The sequence below is a fragment of the Nocardia asteroides genome, from assembly GCF_021183625.1.
Taxonomy (GTDB): domain Bacteria; phylum Actinomycetota; class Actinomycetes; order Mycobacteriales; family Mycobacteriaceae; genus Nocardia; species Nocardia asteroides_A.
This window is the reverse complement of sequence record NZ_CP089214.1, coordinates 646,212-660,527: the sequence shown is the minus strand read 5'-3', so window position 1 is coordinate 660,527 and position 14,316 is coordinate 646,212. Positions and strand designations below refer to the sequence as shown.

General features: G+C 71.5%; 16 protein-coding genes. 6 read left to right on the top strand and 10 right to left on the bottom strand.

The window, feature by feature from the left end:
- Positions 1-7: 7 nt before the first annotated feature.
- The 3 genes from LTT61_RS03370 to LTT61_RS03360 all read right to left on the bottom strand — a co-directional run bounded on the left by LTT61_RS03370 (position 8) and on the right by LTT61_RS03360 (position 2,103).
- On the bottom strand, positions 8-1,288 hold the full coding sequence (locus LTT61_RS03370) for a family 1 glycosylhydrolase (RefSeq protein WP_233018448.1): 1,281 nt from the start codon (positions 1,286-1,288) through the stop codon (positions 8-10).
- A gap of 140 nt (positions 1,289-1,428) precedes the next feature.
- Positions 1,429-1,791, bottom strand: a complete 363-nt coding sequence (locus LTT61_RS03365) for a hypothetical protein (RefSeq protein WP_233018447.1) — start codon at positions 1,789-1,791, stop codon at positions 1,429-1,431.
- Between the two features lie 45 nt (positions 1,792-1,836).
- Positions 1,837-2,103 carry a hypothetical protein gene (locus LTT61_RS03360; protein WP_233018446.1) on the bottom strand — a complete coding sequence of 89 codons (267 nt, stop codon included), beginning with the start codon at positions 2,101-2,103 and terminating at the stop codon, positions 1,837-1,839.
- Between the two features lie 61 nt (positions 2,104-2,164).
- Between LTT61_RS03360 and LTT61_RS03355 the strand changes: the two genes are divergently transcribed.
- Complete coding sequence (locus LTT61_RS03355; RefSeq protein ID WP_233018445.1) at positions 2,165-3,397, top strand: FAD-dependent monooxygenase; 1,233 nt, start codon at positions 2,165-2,167, stop codon at positions 3,395-3,397.
- Here the strand turns inward: LTT61_RS03355 and LTT61_RS03350 are convergent.
- The 4 genes from LTT61_RS03350 to LTT61_RS03335 all read right to left on the bottom strand — a co-directional run bounded on the left by LTT61_RS03350 (position 3,394) and on the right by LTT61_RS03335 (position 7,705).
- The gene (locus LTT61_RS03350) at positions 3,394-5,013 is read right to left on the bottom strand and encodes a DUF4153 domain-containing protein (protein ID WP_233018444.1); all 1,620 of its coding nucleotides are present in this window, start codon (positions 5,011-5,013) and stop codon (positions 3,394-3,396) included. The genes LTT61_RS03355 and LTT61_RS03350 overlap by 4 nt on opposite strands.
- Before the next feature lie 59 nt (positions 5,014-5,072).
- The gene (locus tag LTT61_RS03345) at positions 5,073-6,071 is read right to left on the bottom strand and encodes a HAMP domain-containing sensor histidine kinase (RefSeq protein WP_233021316.1); all 999 of its coding nucleotides are present in this window, start codon (positions 6,069-6,071) and stop codon (positions 5,073-5,075) included.
- A gap of 53 nt (positions 6,072-6,124) precedes the next feature.
- Positions 6,125-6,793, bottom strand: a complete 669-nt coding sequence (locus LTT61_RS03340; protein ID WP_233018443.1) for a response regulator transcription factor — start codon at positions 6,791-6,793, stop codon at positions 6,125-6,127.
- Between the two features lie 63 nt (positions 6,794-6,856).
- Positions 6,857-7,705 carry an SDR family oxidoreductase gene (locus LTT61_RS03335; protein ID WP_233018442.1) on the bottom strand — a complete coding sequence of 283 codons (849 nt, stop codon included), beginning with the start codon at positions 7,703-7,705 and terminating at the stop codon, positions 6,857-6,859.
- A gap of 119 nt (positions 7,706-7,824) precedes the next feature.
- Between LTT61_RS03335 and LTT61_RS03330 the strand changes: the two genes are divergently transcribed.
- Positions 7,825-8,439, top strand: coding sequence for a flavodoxin family protein (locus LTT61_RS03330; RefSeq protein WP_233018441.1), 615 nt, complete (start codon positions 7,825-7,827; stop codon positions 8,437-8,439).
- On the opposite strand, the gene LTT61_RS03325 is transcribed toward LTT61_RS03330, so the two are convergent.
- Entirely contained in the window at positions 8,440-9,606 is a 1,167-nt protein-coding gene (locus tag LTT61_RS03325) for a site-specific integrase (protein ID WP_233018440.1), read from the bottom strand.
- 206 nt (positions 9,607-9,812) lie between these two features.
- Between LTT61_RS03325 and LTT61_RS03320 the strand changes: the two genes are divergently transcribed.
- Positions 9,813-11,222: an alpha/beta hydrolase domain-containing protein gene (locus LTT61_RS03320; RefSeq protein ID WP_233018439.1), complete on the top strand. Its 1,410-nt coding sequence runs from the start codon at positions 9,813-9,815 to the stop codon at positions 11,220-11,222.
- A gap of 9 nt (positions 11,223-11,231) precedes the next feature.
- Here LTT61_RS03320 and LTT61_RS03315 read toward each other — a convergent pair whose 3' ends face one another.
- On the bottom strand, positions 11,232-12,131 hold the full coding sequence (locus tag LTT61_RS03315; RefSeq protein ID WP_233018438.1) for a macrolide 2'-phosphotransferase: 900 nt from the start codon (positions 12,129-12,131) through the stop codon (positions 11,232-11,234).
- 83 nt (positions 12,132-12,214) lie between these two features.
- On the opposite strand from LTT61_RS03315, the gene LTT61_RS03310 reads away from it, so the two are divergent.
- Genes LTT61_RS03310 through LTT61_RS03300 form a run of 3 tightly spaced genes read left to right on the top strand, consistent with a single transcriptional unit; the run spans position 12,215 to position 13,121 of the window.
- Entirely contained in the window at positions 12,215-12,655 is a 441-nt protein-coding gene (locus tag LTT61_RS03310) for an HIT family protein (protein WP_233018437.1), read from the top strand.
- Positions 12,656-12,664: 9 nt separating this feature from the next.
- On the top strand, positions 12,665-12,868 hold the full coding sequence (locus LTT61_RS03305; protein WP_233018436.1) for a hypothetical protein: 204 nt from the start codon (positions 12,665-12,667) through the stop codon (positions 12,866-12,868).
- A gap of 52 nt (positions 12,869-12,920) precedes the next feature.
- Positions 12,921-13,121 (top strand): hypothetical protein, encoded by a 201-nt coding sequence (locus LTT61_RS03300; protein WP_233018435.1) that lies wholly within the window; start codon positions 12,921-12,923, stop codon positions 13,119-13,121.
- A 4-nt stretch (positions 13,122-13,125) separates the two neighbouring features.
- On the opposite strand, the gene LTT61_RS03295 is transcribed toward LTT61_RS03300, so the two are convergent.
- Positions 13,126-14,214 carry a sensor domain-containing diguanylate cyclase gene (locus LTT61_RS03295; RefSeq protein WP_233018434.1) on the bottom strand — a complete coding sequence of 363 codons (1,089 nt, stop codon included), beginning with the start codon at positions 14,212-14,214 and terminating at the stop codon, positions 13,126-13,128.
- Between the last annotated feature and the right edge of the window lie 102 nt (positions 14,215-14,316).

Sequence of the window (14,316 nt, the reverse complement as noted above, 5' to 3'; positions counted from 1 at the left end):
GACCGCGTCAGCGCGGGACGGTGACCGGCTCGGCGCAGCTGGCCGCGCCGTCGACCAGCGAGCACGGGGCCGGGTCCCTGGTCGGCAGGTAGCCGGCCGGGGTGCCGTTCGCGCGGATCAGCTCGGTGTAGGCGGGCACCGCGTCGGTCGGGCGCCTGGTCAGCGTCGGGTCGGTCAGGACGTCGACCGTGTAGAGCCCGAAGCGGGGCGCGTAACTGCCCCACTCGTAGTTGTCGGTGAGCGTCCAGTAGTTGTAGCCGATCACGTTCAGGCCGTCGGCGACCGCGCGCTGCAGCCAGTAGACGGTGTCGCGCAGGTTGTCGGCGCGGGTGTAGCCGTCGGCGCGCGGTTTGCCGTTGTCGGTCGGCAGGCCGTTCTCCACGATGTAGAGCGGCTTGCCGGGGAACAGCCCGGCGTAGTGGCGCAGCGCGTAGTAGATGCCCTCGGGCTCGAGCGGGTTCTGCCAGAGCTTCTCGAAGTCGTACGGGGTGCGCAGCGCGGTGGGGGAGAGGCCGTAGTAGTAGTCGATGCCGATGTAGTCGAGCGCGCCGCCGATCCGCTCCAGCAGGGCGCCGTTCACCGCGCCGTCGACGGCGGGGATGTAGGCGGCGTTGCTGGTGACCATGGCGCCCGGCTGCACCCGGTGGATGTGGTCGTAGATCGCCAGGTGCGCCTGCGCGATCCTGTCGTGCATGAGCGGGACGTCGGCGGCGGGCAGCGCGCCGTGCTGCACCTCGCGCAGCAGGTAGACCGCGGGCTCGTTGAAGGTCACCCAGAGCGGGTCGGCGGCGGCGTAGCGGTCGACCACGGTGCGCGCGTTGGCCAGCCAGTTCGGCACGATCTCCGGGTCGCCCCAGCCGCCGCGGTCGGCCTGCCAGCCCGGGTACACCCAGTGGTCGAGGGTGATCATCGGCCGCATGCCCGCCGCGCGGATCGCCGCGATCACCTCGTCGTAGAAGCGCAGCCCGGCCTCGTCCCACACCCCCGGCCGCGGCTGCACCCGAGCCCACTCGACCCCGATCCGATAGACCCGCACCCCCAGCCCCTTCGCGAGCGCGATGTCCTCGACGAACCGGCCGTGGAAATCGATGGAGTCGCCGTACGGCTCGTCCTCGCGGGCGGCGTAGCGGGCCCAATTGCTGTCCGGGGCCTCGCCTTCGGACTGGAAGCCGGAGGAGGCGACGCCCCAGAGGAAGTCGCGGGGCAGGGGAGCCGGCGCTCCCGGGGAGGCTCCGGCCTGCGGGGGAGCGAACAGGAGCAGGGCGATGAGGACGGCCACGATACGCATCGCGGCACAGCGTAACTGGTCACTCGTCCGATAGTTTGATAAATGGTGGTACCTAGATATGCGCATCTATCTATGTGAATCCCATCCCTACAAAAACCAAGAAAAACCACATGGACAAGGAGGAGGGTCAGGGTCCCGGTTCAGAACCACCGATTATTGAGCGATTTGTACGACGGATCAAGTGGAGCGGGCTCGTGCCGAGGCGCCGGGGGGTCGAGGCTGACCTGCAGGTGGCATTGCCAGCACTGGTAGCTCGAGAGTTCTCGCGCCACGTTTTGCAGGGCGGTACAGCGCGGACAGTGAACCTGGCGCAGCCCGGGCGGCACTTTGGGCGCGGACCGCGGAATAATCACTGCTACAAGCACTCCCAGAAGACCCAGCAGGATTCCCAACACGAAGAATCCCCACCAGCTGTGGCGCTTGCTCGATGCGATCGCGGCCGCTACGAACCCACACACCACCTGGCTGACACCCGCCAGAAAAAAGATCAGGTCACTGGACATACCTCCGCCTTCCCGTGAGCACTCACGGCGCCGCTACGCGCGACATCACGTGAAGACCCTAATGCAGCATGTCGAGGGGGCTGAGCGGGAGAACACCGCCGCCGGTACCGCGCCCGACGCTCGCCGGCGTAACCGGCCGAGTTCGCACCGCAGCTCGCGGAACGCGGCGAGGTTGGTGCGGGCGCTGACCTCGAGCCGCCCGGTGAGTTCGGGGAGGGACCACTGCGGGCGGGCGGCGAGCAGGGACAGCAGGTGCAGGGCGCGCCGGGAGGTTGTTGCCAGGGTGTCCATGGTGCGCGCGGTAGTGGTCATCCGGTGTCCGGTATGGGCGGCATCGTTCGGTGCAGGTTGCCGGATGAAGGAGTGGACGCGGATGCGGGTCGTTGTTGTCGGAGGCGGAATCGGCGGGCTGGCGCTGGGGTCGGGGTTGCGGCGGGCGGGGGTGGAGGTGTCGGTGTTCGAGCGGGATACCGATGTCCGGGCGACGGGCGGATACCACATCACGCTGGACGGGCCGGCGCAGGAGGCGCTGCGCGGGTTGGTCGCGCCGGAGATCGTGGAGCGGATGCTGGCCTCGGGTTCGGCGCTGCGGCTGCGTGATCCGGACGCGTTCTGGGATCGGCGGGGGCGGGTGCTCGGGTACGGCCCGGAGCTGCGCGACGATCCGGGTCTCGACATCGACCGGATCACGCTGCGCGCGCTGCTGGCGGAGGCGGTCGGTGACGATCTGCACCTGGGAAAGGTGGTGAGCGGGGTCGGGTACGACGGGGACGGCGCGCCGGCGGTGTCGTTCGACGACGGCTCCTCGGTGACGGGTGATCTGGTGGTCGGGGCGGATGGCGCGCATTCGCTCGTCGCGCGGTTCCTGGCGGGCGGGCCGACGAACGCGCCCGCGGGGATCGTCGGGTTTTCGGGGCGGACCTCGGTCGCTGATCTGAGCGCGGGTGAACGGGAGCGGCTGGGTACGCGGTCGGGGCTGGTGGTCGGGCCGCACGGTGCGGCGCTGTATCTGGGGTTTCTCGATCCGGTGGGCAATGCGGTGCTGAATCGTCCCGAGCTGCGGGCCTCGGTGACCACCGGGCCGACGTTCATCTGGGGTGCCATGTTCCCGGATTCGCCGGTGACCGATGCGCTGCGGAAGCCGCACGGGAGCGCGCTGCGGGCGGCGCTGGTTGATCGCTTCCTGGAGCTGGGCTGGAGTGCGCGGGTGCTGGAGGTGCTCGGAGCGGCCGATCCGGCGACGGTGGCGGCGTTCCGTTTCAACGCGGCCTCGTCCCGGGCGGGTGATCTCGCGCCGTGGGGTGCGGGGCGGATCACCGCGCTGGGCGACGCGGTCCATGCCACGCCGCCTACCGCGGGGATGGGCGCCGGTGCGGCCATTCGTGACGCGGCCGATCTGGTCGAACGGCTGGGGCATTCACCGGCGCTCGCACCGGCGGTGGCGGCGTTCGAGGCGGCTATGCGGGAGCGGGGTGCGGCGGTCCTGACCGCGGCGATGGGGCCGGTGCGCTGGATTCTGTGCACCGACACCGTGGCCGGGGCGGCGCTGACGCGGGCCGCCACCCCGGTGCTGGCCGCTGTCGCGCGGGCGCGCGGGCTTCGCTAACGGGCGTTGTGCCTGGCCAGGTTCCAGCTCTGCCAGGTGTCGTCGCCGAGCCGGTCGGCGAGGTCGGCGCGCAGCCGGAGCCGGAGGTCGGCGGGGAGCCGGTCGAGGGCGGGCGCGACGTCGGCGGAGAGGCCGCCGAGGTAGCCGGTGTCGAGTTTGCCGCTGTGCTGCCAGCGGTCGATGTTGCGGTCGGCGATCAGCCGCTCGGGATCGATCGCGGCGAGCGCGAGCAGGGTGGCGACGGCGGTGCCGATGGCGGCGCGCGGCAGCCAGGCCCAGCGCAGCCGGAGCACGGCGGCGATGACCATGAGGTAGACGGCGGCGAGGCCGAGTTCGGTGGTGCCGACCAGGAGCCGGAGCACGGTGTGGCCATAGGCCTCCTGGTAGGTCCAGAGCCGGGTGACGGCGGAGGCGTCGATGACCAGCGTGAGTCCGCTGACCGCGATGAGCAGGGTGCGGAGCCAGCGGCGCTCGGTGGCGGTGTCCTTCGCGGCGCGGTGCAGGACGGGGAGGACGACGGCGAGGGTGAGCACGGTGACGGCGGAGAGTTGCCAGAAGCCGCTGCGCGCGTATTCGGCATAGGTGAGGTCGGCGGTGCGCTGCACGTAGTCGTCGCCGCCGAAGGCCGCGACCGATTGGGTGCCGACGAAAGCGGCGAACAGCGCGGTGAGGGTGCCGACCGGGAGTGCCCACTCCAGGAGCGCGAAGGTGCGTCGGGGTGGCTCGGCCGCCGCGGCGCCGAGCGGCCCGGCGAGCAGGTAGAGGGCGCTGGTGACGCCGATGACGACGGTGCCGAAGACGATGATCCAGGTGAGGATGGTGTAGCCGCCGACGCGCGGGGTGATGGAGTCGATTCCGGCGGCGAAGGTGGCGTCGGCGCCGGCGAGCAGCGGGACGAAGACGAGTAGTACGGCGGCGGTCGCCGCGAGGGAGACGGCGAGCCGCCGGTTTCCGGTGGCGGTGCCGTCTTTGCGCCGCCGGTCGTTGGCGGCCCACGCCCAGCCGAAGGCGTCGGTGGCGGCGAGCGGGATGGCGAGGGCGTCGAAGAGGATGCCGTGAAATGTGCGGCGGCCGAGCACGGCCAGCGAGGCGGTGATTCCGGCGGCGATCGCGCAGAGCACGAAGAGCCAGGGTGCGGCGCGGACGGTGCCGACGGCGAGCAGGGCGAGGGTGGCGATGGTCCACCCGAGGCGTTGCGAGCGCAGGGCCGGGGTGGGGTCGTCGTTCGGGACGGCGCGCAGGGCGCGCAGGTGGACGGTGCCGACCGCGGTGACGGCGGCGGTTCCCGCCAGGAGCCAGCCGATACCGGGGCGGTCGAGGGTGACGGTGAGTGCGCCGGCCAGGCCGGCGGCGGTTGCGGCGGTGAGTACTCCCGCGGGGTAGCTGACCCGGTGCCTGCGTGGTGGGCGCGGCGGGGGCAGCGGCGGTGTGCGGGGTGAGTGGCTGGGGGAGGCGAGTTTCGGTGCCAGGACGGCTGTCGGGGCGGTAGGTCCGGCGGGCGGTGGAGCGGGTAGGGCGTCGGTTGCCTCGGCAGTGGGTCCGGCGTGGTGCGGTGTGGCTCCGCTGCCTGCGGGTTCTGCTGTCTCCGATGGGTTGTCGGCGGGTGTTCCGGGCACGGTTTCTCCTGGCTGGTGTCGGTAGCCCCCGGGGTGGTGGCGGGCAGCGTGATGCGGATTCAGTGGCCCGCCGGTGCGGTGGCGGGCAGCGTGATGCGGATGCGGGATCCGGGGTCGGTGACGGCGATGGTGCCGCCGTGCAGGTCGACGACCCAGCGTGCGATGGCGAGGCCGAGGCCGGTGCCACCGCCGTCGGTGCGGCCGCCGCGGCTGAAGCGGTCGAAGATGGTGTCGCGCTGGGCGGGTGGGATGCCGGGGCCGTCGTCCTCGACGTCGATGACGATGTCGCCCGCGCCGGTGTCCGCGAACATCCGGACCTCGCCCCCGGTGGGGCCGTGTCTTGCGGCGTTGTCGAGCAGGTTGAGCAGGACCTGGTGCAGCCGGGCACGGTCGGCGTGCACGGTGGTGCCGGGGGCGGCGGCGGTGTGGAAGCGGACCCCGCGGCCGAGCGCGGCGGTCATGACCTCGGCTTCGGCGACGACCTCGGCGAAGAGCGGGCCGATGGCGAATTCTTCGCGGTCGAGCGGGATGGCGCCCGCTTCGATGCTGGAGAGGTCGAGCAGGTCGGTGACGAGGCGGCCGAGGCGTTCGGTCTGGTGCAGGGCGGTGCGCAGGGTGGTGGGGTCGGGATCGGCGACGCCGTCGACGAGGTTCTCCAGCAGGGCGTTGAGCGCGGTGATCGGGGTGCGGAGTTCGTGCGAGACGTTGGCGACGAGGTCGCGGCGCTGCCGGTCGGCGGCGGCGAGGTCGTCGGCCATGCGGTTGAAGGCGGTGGCGAGCTGTCCGACTTCGTCGCGGGAGGTGGCGCGCACCCGGACGGTGTAGTCGCCGCGGGCCATGCGCGTGGCGGCGGCGGTCATGTCGCGCAGCGGCACGGTGATGCCGTGCGCGAGGAACTGGGAGAGGGCGAGCGCGATGAGCATGGCGGCGAGGGTGGTGCGCGGGGGAATCCAGCCGATCTGGATCCAGAAGAAGACGAAGCCGATGCCGCCGGCGCAGGTCATGAGCACGGCGAGTTTGAGTTTGACCGAGCGGATGGGGTCGAGCGGGCGTGGCATGGCTGCGCTCAGCCGGGCCGCCGTCCGGCGCAGCCGGGCGCGCCCGTTCTCGATCACCGTTCTTCCAGGGCGTAGCCGACGCCGTGCACGGTGCGGATGAGGTCGGCGCCGAGTTTGCGGCGCAGGGCCTTGATGTGGCTGTCGACGGCGCGGGTGCCGGCGGCGTCGGCCCAGTCCCAGATCTGTTCGAGCAGCCGCTCGCGGGCGTGCACCATGCGGGGGCGCTGCGCGAGGCGGGTGAGCAGCTCGAATTCGAGCGGGGTGAGCTTGGCTTCGACCCCGGCGCGCCAGACGCGGCGCTGTCCGGTGTCGATGCGGAGGTCGCCGACGACGGTGACGGCGCCGTCGTCGGCGCGGTCGATGCGGCGAAGCAGGGCGTGCACGCGGGCGGTGAGGATGCGCAGCGAGAAGGGTTTGGTGAGGTAGTCGTCGGCGCCGACGCCGAGCCCGACGAGCTGGTCGGTCTCGTCGGTGCGGGCGGTGAGCATGAGGATCGGGACGGGCCGTTCGGCCTGGATGCGCCTGCAGACCTCGAGGCCGTCGTAGCCGGGCAGCATGATGTCGAGGACGACGAGGTCGGGCTGGAATCGGGTGGCGGCCGCGGTTCCGGCGGGGCCGTCGGGTGCGGTTTCGACGGTGAAGCCCTCGGCGCGCAGCCGCGCCGCCACCGATTCGGCGATGGTGGGTTCGTCTTCGACGACCAGGATCCGGCGCTGTTCCATGGTCGGCGAGCCTAGCTATGGGCTGTGGAGGGTTTCCGGCCCGTTTGTGGAGATTCGGTGTGGTCAGCCGGGCAGGGTTTCGCCGCCGATGGGGGCGAGGATCTCGCCGGAGTAGTAGGAGGACATGGCGCCGGCGGCGAAGAAGACGTAGGAGGGGGCGATCTCGTCGGGTTGGGCGGCGCGTTCGTAGGGCACCTGCTTGCCGAATTCGGCGACCTTGTCGGCGTCCATGGTGGCCGGGATGAGCGGGGTCCACACGGGGCCGGGGGCGACGGCGTTGACCCGGATGCCGCGGTCTTTCAGCGATTGGGCCAGCGAGTAGGTGAGTGCGTTGATCGCGCCCTTGGTCGCGGCGTAGTCGATGAGGGTGGCGTTGCCGCGCAGCCCGTTGATGGAGCTGGTGTTGATGATGGCGCCGCCGGGGGTGAGGTGCGGGAGCGCGGCCTGGATGGCGTGGAAGAAGCTGTCGATGTTGACGGCGAAGGTGCGGCGCCACTGGTCGGGGGTGAGGTCGGCGAAGTCGTCGACGGGTTGCTGGTAGGCGATGTTGTTGACGAGGATGTCGAGTCCGCCGAGGTCGGTGGCGGCGCGGTCGATGGTGGCGCGGCAGTGTTCGGGGTCGGCGAGGTCGCCGGGGTAGAGGTGGCAGGTGCGGCCGGCGGCGGTGACGAGGTCGCGGGTGTGTTCGGCGTCGGCGTGCTCGGAGAGGTAGGCGATGGCGACGTCGGCGCCCTCCTTGGCGTAGGCGACGGCGACCGCGCGCCCGATGCCGGAGTCGCCGCCGGTGACGACGGCTTTCCTGCCGTGGAGCAGGCCGCGGCCGACCCAGTCGCGCATCTCGTCGCGGGGCTGTTCGGCCATGTCGGCGGTGGTGCCCGGGTAGTCGATGGTGTGCGGGGTGTGCTCGGTCATGCCGGGCTCCTACCCCGTGCCGGGCGCGGCGAACCGGTGTTTGCCCGGTGGGTGGCCGGGCACAGCGGTCGTGTTCGCCGTCGCTCGCAGGCGGTCCCGGTTTTCGAGGAGGTTGTCCGATGGCGCTGACCGCGCTCGCGCTGGTGTGTTCGTTGAAGAAGTCCCCGGCCGATTCCAGCAGTGCGCTGATCGCCCGGCAGGTGCTGGACGAGCTGGCTGTTCGGGATGTCACCGGCGAGGTGGTGCGAGTGGTCGACTACGACGTGCGGCCGGGGGTGACCGCCGACGAGGGCGACGGCGATCAGTGGCCGCGGCTGCGGGAGCGGATCTTGGCCGCAGACATCCTGATCGTGGCCACCCCCACCTGGGTCGGGCACATGTCCTCGGTGGCGCAGCGGGTGCTGGAGCGGCTGGACGCGGAGCTGTCGGAGACCGATGCGGAGAATCGGCCGAGCATGGTCGGCAAGGTCGCGGTGGCGGCGGTGGTCGGGAACGAGGACGGCGCGCACAAGATCGTCGCGGATCTGTTCCAGGCGCTGAACGACATCGGGTTCAGTATTCCGGCGCAGGGGTGCACGTATTGGAACGGTGAGGCGATGCAGGGCACCGACTACCTCGATCTGGACGAGGTGCCGGAGCCGGTGCGGAGCACGAACGCCGCGGCTGCGCGCAATGCCGCGCACCTGGCGCGGGTGTTGCGGGCGCAGGAGTACCCGGCGTACCCGGAGTCCTGATCAGAGGCCGAGTTTGGTGACGGCGTTGTCGTCGAGGGGGTCGGCGGTGCGGATGTAGCCGTGCACGGTGCGGGGGTTGGACCAGCGGCCCTGGCGCATGATCTCGCGGTCGGCGGCGCCGCCGAGGGCGGCCTGGGTGGCGAAGCCGGCGCGCAGGGAGTGGCCGGAGAACAGGGCCGGGTCGAGTCCGGCCTTGGCGGCGTAGCGCTTGACCAGTTCGGCGACGGCGCGGCCGGAGACGGCGCGGTCGCCGATGCCGCCGTGGCGGTTGATGGCGGGGAAGAGGGGGAGGTCGCCGGGTAGGTCGGTACCGGTGAAGCCGTGGCAGCGGTGGAGTGCCGGGTCTCGCTGCGGGAGGGGGGTTCGAGGGTTGGCGGCGCGGAGTTCGAGCCAGTCGGCGTAGGCGCAGACCGGGCAGGTGTGCGGGCGGTTGGCGCGGGGGAGCGCGACCCGGTGTTCGGCGGTGCCGGTGGGGTCGGTCTTGGTGGCGGGCAGGCGCAGGACCAGGACGGGTTCGCCGGTGCGGTGGTCGGTGTGCACGGTGACGTCGCCGATGCGCAGCCCCGCGAGTTCGCTGCGGCGCAGCGCGCCGGCGAAGCCGGTGAGCAGGAGCAGGGTGTCGCGGCGGCGGGCGGGTTCGGTGGGCGTGCCGGGGGGCGGCAGGCAGGCGAGGAGCTGCTCGAGGGTGTGCAGCAGGACCGGGCGTTTGCGCAGGGGGGCGGTGCGGCGGGCGCGGCGGATACCGCGCAGCGTCATGCGGACGACGTCGGCGCGGGTGGGGGAGGGGAGGCCGTTCGCGGCGTGTACCGCGGCCACCGCGGAGGATTTGCGTTCCAGGGTCGCGGCGCCGAATGCCCAGCGGCCGTCGGGTTTTCGGGCGTCCGCGGCGGCGGCGAGGTAGACGGCGAGGTCGAGAGGGTCGGCGGGGAGTGCCTGCCGGGTTTCGGCGGCGCACCAGGCGGCCCAGGCTATCCAGTCCGCGCGGTAGGCGCGGACGGTGTTCTCGGATTGGGCGGCCTGGAGGTAGCGGCCGAGGGCGCCTGCCTGGGTGTCGTCGAAGCGTTCGCGGACTCGGCGTAGGGCGGCGGTGTCGATGAGGACTGTGCCTACGCCGGAGCGGAGGCGTGCCTGGACCGGGTCGGGGATGGCGACGGGATGTTCGGGCACGGATCGAGAATAGTCGTCGGCGGGGTCCTGTTTCGATAGCCCTTTACGTTGCGTTTGCGTTGTGTGACGAAACGAAACGTAATAGGTGGGTCGATCGAGAACAGCCGGTGCCTGACACCCGATAATGTTCACTTATCGGAGGTCAGAAAATTCGCGAAAATCGCCGCTACGATCGAGTCACACGACGCGGAACGAGGGAGTCAGCTGTGCGAGATCCCATCCTCACGCCGATCGAGGGCACACCGAACCTGCTGCTCGGAAGTTACGACCTGACCGAACTCGGATATTCGGTCAGCGAGTTCGTGGTCGAGGGAACGGCGAGTTCCTACGTCCCCGCCGGTGAGCTCGCCGCTGACGGCCGCTGGGACGTCGTCCCCGGCGCGCAGGCGGATTACGCCACCAGGGCGGTGGCCGTCGTCCCCGCCGATGCCGGCCGGTTCAACGGCACGGTGGTGGTCGAGTGGCTCAATGTGAGCGGTGGCCTCGACGCTCCCGCCGTGTGGATGATGGCGCACCGCGAACTGCTGCGCGAAGGCTATGCCTACGTCGGGGTCTCGGCGCAGCGCGTCGGCATCGAGGGTGGTGCGGGCATGGTCGGCGACTTCTCGCTCAAGACGGTCGATCCGCAGCGCTACGCACGCCTGAACCATCCCGGCGACGAGTACAGCTTCGATATCTTCGGCCAGCTCGGGGCGGTCGCTCGGGACCGGGGCGATGAGTTGCTCGCAGGGCTGCGCCCGGAGCGGGTCCTGGCGGTGGGCGAGTCCCAGTCGGCCATGTTCCTCACGACCTACATCAACGCCGTTGTTCCCCTCGGGCAGGTCTACGACGGATTCCTGGTGCACTCCCGGTTCGGTCCCGCAGGCCCACTCGACGGGGGATCGATGTTCGACGCCGCGACCGTCGCCCGCCTCCCACGTCCGCGCTTCCGCGACGACCTGGCGGTCCCCGTGCTCGCCGTCATCACCGAGACCGACCTGCTCGGCGGGGTGCTCCCCGGCTACCTCCCGGCTCGGCAACCGGACGGTGAGCTGCTTCGCGTCTGGGAGATTCCCGGCGCCGCGCACGCCGACAACTACACGATCCAGGGCGCTTTCCTCGACAGCGGGCTCGCGCCGGTCGACCAACTCGCCGAGGCGTATCGGCCGACCAGCACGATGCTGGGTCGTCAACTGACCCATTTCCTCAACTTCGCACCGCAGCACCACTATGTGCTCAATGCGGCGATCGCGCGGCTCCACGACTGGGTGGTCGCCGGTCGAGCCGCCCCCGCGGCACCGCCGATCGACGTGACGGACGGGGAGCCGCCGACGATCCTCACCGATGACGAGGGGGTGGCGCGCGGCGGGCTGCGAACCCCCTGGGTCGACGTTCCCACCGCTGCCACCTCGGGCTCGAACACCGAGAACGATCGCATGTCGGCACTGTTCGGATCCGGGGCGCCGTTCGACGTGGCGCAGCTGGCACGCCGATACCCCGGTGGCCTCGACGAGTACCGCACCGGCTTCGCCGCCGCGCTGGACCGGGCGATCGACGCCGGTTTCATCGTGGGCGCGGACCGCGCGGAGATCCTCGAACTCGCGACCATCACGGCGCGGCGTCAGTTCACGGGGTAGTAGCGGCGTTCAGCTCCGCGGGTTCAGGAGTGCGGCGGCGGCCGCGCGGTCGCTCTCGGCTCCGGTGGTGAGCGCGTGCAGGGCGTAGCCGATCGGGAAGGCGTTCCACAGGTTCCGCGCCTGGGCCACCAGGCCCGGGTGCACGTGCCCACCGGCCTGCGCGTAGACCTCCAGGGTCGCCCGCAGCAGCTCCTCGCCCGTGGCGCCGTACTGGGCGGCCAGGTCACGGGCGGGGTCGTCGACGCGGGCGGTGGTCCAGTCCAGGACACCGGTGATGGTGCCGTCCTCGGCGAGCAGGACGTGGGCCGGGTAGATCTCGCCGTGCGTCATCACGGTCCGATCGGGCCAGCAGATGTCGTCGTCCAGCCACGCCGCCCAGGCCCCGGCGATCTCGGGGGCGACCGTGAACTCCGCGCGCACCTTCGCGATGTCGTCCCGCCACGCCTGCCTGACCTGCTCGGGGCTGCGCACCTCCACCCCGGCGGCGGCGGCCTGCTCGGGGGTGATCGAGTGCAGGCGGGCCAGGAGGCGGCCGAGGCGGGCGGCGTAGTCGGGGCTCGCGGGGTCCATGTGCCAGTCGGGTTCGCCCGCATCGGTCAGGGTCAGGCCGGGCGCGCCGGGCAGGGCCGGGTAGGCGATCAGCTCGGGGGTGCGGAGTTGCCAGTCGGGGACGGCGACGCCGTCGGCGGCGAGGGCGGGGGCGACCAGGTCGAGGATGCGGGTCTCGGCGGCCATGCCCGCGGAGACGTCGGCGCGGCGGGGCAGGCGCAGGACCCAGCGGCGCCCGGCATCGTCGGCGGCGAGGACGACGCGGTAGTCCAGCCCGGCCTCGATCACCGTCGCCCCCTCGGGGGAGAGGTGCAGGTCGAGCGCGGACGCCAGGGCGACGACGTCGTCGATCGTACTCATGGGCAGAGGTTTTCATGCGGGTCCGCGCCGAGTCCATTCGATATCGTCGGGGACCGATACCGACGAGCAGTACCGTGCAGCTCATGCGGGAATGCGTTATGTGCGCCAAGCATCGCGGGGCCGGGCCGCTGGTGAGCCCGCTCGTCCGCGCCGACGACCTGGTGGTCGTCACCCACCGGCCCGCTATCGGAGAATGGGCGCGGCCGGGGTACCTGTTCGTCGAACCCCGCCGCCATGTCGCCACCCTCGACGGGCTCGACGACGCCGAGACCGTGGCCGTCGCGCGGGCCGTCCGCTCCTCGATCACCGCGCTGCGCCGAGTCCTCGAGCCCGCCCACGTGTTCACCTTCGTCGCCGGGCTGAGCGCGGCGGGCGTCCACCTGCACCAGCACGTCTTCACCCGGCCGGCGGCCACTCCGGCCGCCGTTCCCTGGCACGACGCCGACTCCACAACCGCGCCCCGCGTCCCGGCGACCGAACTCGGCGCGCTGTGCGCCGAACTGGCTGCGGCAATGCCGGATTGACTTACCGGCGTGGCGCTCGCCGACCGGTTCGACCTACCGCTGCTCAACGGTCGCGCGCGGACCGTGGATCGCGATCTCGACTCCGGCTGCCGCGGCCAGTTCCGCGAACCGCTCGACCGCACCGACCGGAAGGAAGCCGAGGGCCAGGTCGTACTCGCCGCCGCGGATGCCGATCAGCGCGGTCCCGGCCACACGGCAGTGGCCGCCGAGTAGGTGCAGGCCCGATCATTCATCGTCACCGTGAGCACATGGTTATTCTCGCGTAATGGAATTCGGTGCAGGCGACGTCGTCTACTTCCCGCAGGGCCCGTTCGGCGGCGTCTGCGGAGTCGTCCGCGAGGTCGACATACGCCGCGCCCGCCTGCGCATCGAACTGCACGAAGGCGTCGTGCACCGCGAGGGCGGGGTGCTGCGCGGGCGCAGGCACAGCCTGACCGCCGAGTTCGGCGAGGTCGAACTGCTCTGAACCCTCAGTGCCGGTGCTTCGGCGGGAGGGTGAGCTCGTCGACGACGACGTGGTTCCCGCCCGCCTGTTTGGCCCGGTACATGGCGGCGTCGGCGGCGTGCAGCAGCCGCTCGGGAGTCGGGCGCGGGCAGTCCGGGCAGGCGGCGGTGTCGAAGACCGCTACCCCGACGCTGGCGGTCACCTCCACCTCGGTCGAGCGCGGCGCGGCCACCGCGCGGCACAACCGCTCGGCCTCGGCGCGCGCGGCGACCGCGCCCAGCGGGACGGCGACGACGAATTCCTCGCCGCCGGTCCGCGCCACCACAGCGGGCGTCCCCGCCGCCTCGTGCAGCCTGCGCGCGGTGCTGACCAGCACGGTGTCCCCGACCCGGTGCCCCCAGGTGTCGTTGACCTCCTTGAACCGGTCGATGTCGAAGGCGATCACGCAGACGGCGGGGTAGCCGTGCATCAGCCGGGGGAGCCGGATCTCCAGGCCGCGGCGGTTGAGCAGTTCGGTGAGCGGATCCGAGAGCGACTCGGTGCGCAGCAGCCAGTACAGGATCTGCAGCGCGGGCAGCACGCTCACCACCGCCGCGATCAGCAGCAACCCGACAGCGAGCGCCAACCGGACGTCGTGTCCGCCGGTCGCGATCCGCACCGAGAACACGATCACCGACAGCAGTGACCACGCGGTGTGCACCGCCAGCGCCCGCGCGCTGTGGAAGAAGCCCAGGTAACTGCCGGTGACTACGAGCAGCACCGCACCCATCGCCCCGAACAGCCGATCCGGCACCTGCAGGAACTCCACGGTGAAGAGCACGTCCGCGATCCCGATCAGCACCAGCGACTCGATGTTCCCCGGCCATGGAAGCAACCACCAGCGCAACGCCCACAGAAGTCCGGCCCCCACCCCGACCGTCGAGGTGACCACTGGGTTCACCGGTCCGATCGGCGTGCCCGCGATCACCGCCCCCATCACCGCGATCGACAGCCCGGCGAGCCCGACCAGCACCCGCAGCGGCCCCAGCGCCGAACGCGCCGCCAGGGTGCCCACCAGCCAGGCGTAGTCGACCGGATCGTTCCACCAGGCCAGCAGCGTCTTGCCGTCGTTCATCCAGCCACCCTCGGTCCGACCGCGCCGTCCACCGTCCTCGTGCCGAGCGTCGGAGTCCATCGACTCCGATCAGCTCGTGCGCAGCAGTCTAGGCCGGACCCC

What these genes read in the sequence shown, in the direction of transcription:
- LTT61_RS03365 (WP_233018447.1), bottom strand. Translation starts at nt 1,791, where the DNA reads ATGTCCAGTGACCTGATCTTTTTTCTGGCGGGTGTCAGCCAGGTGGTG.
- LTT61_RS03330 (WP_233018441.1), top strand. Translation starts at nt 7,825, where the DNA reads ATGGCGCTGACCGCGCTCGCGCTGGTGTGTTCGTTGAAGAAGTCCCCG.
- LTT61_RS03345 (WP_233021316.1), bottom strand. Translation starts at nt 6,071, where the DNA reads ATGCCACGCCCGCTCGACCCCATCCGCTCGGTCAAACTCAAACTCGCC.
- LTT61_RS03310 (WP_233018437.1), top strand. Translation starts at nt 12,215, where the DNA reads ATGCGGGAATGCGTTATGTGCGCCAAGCATCGCGGGGCCGGGCCGCTG.
- LTT61_RS03335 (WP_233018442.1), bottom strand. Translation starts at nt 7,705, where the DNA reads ATGACCGAGCACACCCCGCACACCATCGACTACCCGGGCACCACCGCC.
- LTT61_RS03360 (WP_233018446.1), bottom strand. Translation starts at nt 2,103, where the DNA reads ATGACCACTACCGCGCGCACCATGGACACCCTGGCAACAACCTCCCGG.
- LTT61_RS03355 (WP_233018445.1), top strand. Translation starts at nt 2,165, where the DNA reads ATGCGGGTCGTTGTTGTCGGAGGCGGAATCGGCGGGCTGGCGCTGGGG.
- LTT61_RS03315 (WP_233018438.1), bottom strand. Translation starts at nt 12,131, where the DNA reads ATGAGTACGATCGACGACGTCGTCGCCCTGGCGTCCGCGCTCGACCTG.
- LTT61_RS03370 (WP_233018448.1), bottom strand. Translation starts at nt 1,288, where the DNA reads ATGCGTATCGTGGCCGTCCTCATCGCCCTGCTCCTGTTCGCTCCCCCG.
- LTT61_RS03295 (WP_233018434.1), bottom strand. Translation starts at nt 14,214, where the DNA reads ATGAACGACGGCAAGACGCTGCTGGCCTGGTGGAACGATCCGGTCGAC.
- LTT61_RS03300 (WP_233018435.1), top strand. Translation starts at nt 12,921, where the DNA reads ATGGAATTCGGTGCAGGCGACGTCGTCTACTTCCCGCAGGGCCCGTTC.
- LTT61_RS03340 (WP_233018443.1), bottom strand. Translation starts at nt 6,793, where the DNA reads ATGGAACAGCGCCGGATCCTGGTCGTCGAAGACGAACCCACCATCGCC.